Annotated in this window: 3 protein-coding genes; all 3 read left to right on the top strand. The window is 43.8% G+C overall.

Features of this window, described 5'->3' with window-relative positions; all coding sequences use genetic code 11:
• Nucleotides 1-483 (top strand): PDZ domain-containing protein (locus F6K49_RS41285; RefSeq protein ID WP_293106877.1); only part of this gene is annotated, 483 nt, incomplete at its 5' end.
• Nucleotides 484-572: 89 nt separating this feature from the next.
• A complete protein-coding gene (locus F6K49_RS41280; RefSeq protein WP_293106874.1) occupies nucleotides 573-1,631 on the top strand; it encodes a LicD family protein in 1,059 nt (352 codons plus the stop codon).
• Nucleotides 1,632-1,948: 317 nt separating this feature from the next.
• Nucleotides 1,949-2,413, top strand: a complete 465-nt coding sequence (locus F6K49_RS41275) for an isocitrate lyase/phosphoenolpyruvate mutase family protein (RefSeq protein ID WP_293106871.1) — start codon at nucleotides 1,949-1,951, stop codon at nucleotides 2,411-2,413.
• The last annotated feature ends 53 nt before the right edge of the window (nucleotides 2,414-2,466 follow it).

Here is a 2,466-nt window from a genome sequence, read left to right as displayed (position 1 = left end):
CCTGGAAACTCTGGTGGTCCGTTGTTGAATGCTACAGGGGAAGTTATTGGCATCAACACTGCTATTCGGGCTAATGCTATGGGAATTGGTTTTGCTATTCCCATCAACAAAGTCAAAGAGATTTCCAACAAACTAGCCCAAGGACAAAAAGTTGTCCATCCATATATCGGCGTTCGGATGACAACCCTAACCCCGGAACTAGCACAAGAAAACAACAATGACCCCAATTCTGTTTTCCTATTACCAGAAGTCAATGGTGTCTTGGTAGTTCAAGTAATGCCGGATACACCAGCTGCTGATGCTGGTATGCGTCGTGGGGACATAATTGTTCAAATTGATGGAAGACCTGTTACTAATGCTACACAACTACAGCGCCTTGTGGAAAATAGTGGAGTAAATAAGGTACTAGAAATAAAGGTAAGGCGCGGTAAGCAGACTACTAGCGTGTTTGTTCGCACCGATGCACTAAAAAATCCTACTTAGTGATTACCGGGCGTAATCTAGAAGTGCTCAAACCCGAGGGAAGGTCTGCAAATCTTTAAGGGTTGGCCTTCCTCCGGAATCAAACCTAGGTGCAGAAGCGATTACAGGAGAGGACTAAGATAAAAGATACACTAATAAATCCACCCGATCATCTAGCACAGACAATCGCCAACACCCAGAAAAACATTGAGCTGCAACCAGATAATCCTCAAATTTATCTAGAATTGGGAGAGCTCTACTGCCAAAAAGGTGAGTGGGTCGAATCAATTGCCTGTTACCTGAAAGCGATTAAGATTAAACCGGACTGCGAGGAATTTCACGAGCAGCTGTGGTACCTATTGTTGTCTGCTCAGATATCATCCCAGCGATTAGAAGAGATTGATCGCTGTGCCCGTCAAGTGATAGAAGCAGCCACCATGTATCAGCAAGCCCTTGCGCTAGAGTCAGATGTTTTATCAACGCAACCCCACGAGGCGCTGACAAAACAAGAAGGACTTGCTGAAGCGATCGCCCATTACAACTATGCCATCGAGAAGGGCATTGAATCAAAAAAAACAGGGACAATCGCGGAAATGGTCGTTGCTTTGGCTCAGAAATTAAAACCAATACATTGGCAATTACGCCAAGACTTCCAGTTCCTTGATTCCCTCCTTAGACAGCATCATATCCCTTACTGGGCTATTTCAGGAACATTAATCGGTGCTCTGCGACACGAAGGAGTCATTCCTTGGGATGATGACATTGATATTGAGATGACAGAGGGAGATTTCCAGAAATTATTTACTTTAAAAACTATCCTCAATGATCATGGTTTCTACTTTAGAAAGATCGAAAAAAATCTTTACAAAATAAGTGACGGGATTGACATCTATATCTATGACCAAAGGAGATTGCCCTCTGAAGGGGGACATCCTCAGTATCCAGATCTCGATGAGATCTTTCCTTTGCGAGAGTTTCAATTCTACGATTTTAAGATTTATGGACCCAACCAGGCCGAGACGTATCTCAAAAGAGGATATGGGCAAGAGGTTTTAAAGGTTTGCAGGATTTGGAATCATCGTTTGAATGTCGCCCTAGGACCTGATCACGATCCGAAGCGATATTCATTGAGCACAAAAAAGGTTAAAATTCTTTTAAATTCAGCTTAAAAGTTAGTTAAACGTGGTCAGATAAGGCTATTGAGCCTTTGCACTGGTTTCCCTAACTCCCCTGATTTCTTGCCCACCATGGAAGGGCTGGGAGCTAGGTAACCTTGTCATGTTTCTAAACACTGCTACTAAAACTGCTAGTCAAGTAGTGTTGAAAAGCTATGAGCCGACAGCAGCATCAGGGTAGGAAGAGCTAATCCTGAGTTAACTGTGTTTTGAGTGGCTCATGATCGATCGAGATCCTTAACTAAAGATAAAAAGTAAGCCTATTTCCTAGACCACTTTCGTCAAAAATTGTTGCAATTTTAGGATGCCAAATGAAAACAACAGCACAATTTAGAACAACGACAGAACCTAGAAAAGCAACGCAACTTAGAAAAACAACACAACCTAGAAAAACGACACAACTTAGAACACTGCTGAACTCTAAACAGTTAGAGTTTCTGATAGATGCCCATGATGGAATCAGCGCTAAGATTGCTGAAGAGGCAGGCTTTCAGGGTATTTGGGGCAGTGGCCTCAGCATTTCTGCCCAGTTGGGTGTGCGTGATAACAACGAAGCAAGTTGGACTCAAGTCTTGGAAGTAGTTGAGTTCATGTCCGATGCCACTTCTGTCCCAATTCTGCTGGATGGGGATACGGGCTACGGAAATTTTAACAATGTCCAACGCTTGGTGAAAAAATTAGAGCAGCGTGGTGTCGCTGGTTTTTGTATTGAGCTTTATGGCGGCAGCCCCGCGCTGTACCCGATAGGGTCAGCGTCGGGAAGGATAGCCCGGTGATGGAATGAAATGGAATCACCAACTAATAATCCTGGGGGACAGGGAGACGAGCA

It is taken from the genome of Moorena sp. SIO3I6, from assembly GCF_010672095.1.
The sequence above is the reverse complement of the archived record's forward strand: the minus strand, read 5'-3'. Positions and strand labels throughout refer to the sequence as shown.

Coding starts and splice junctions, on each gene's coding strand:
- F6K49_RS41275 (WP_293106871.1), top strand. CDS start 1,949: ATGAAAACAACAGCACAATTTAGAACAACGACAGAACCTAGAAAAGCA.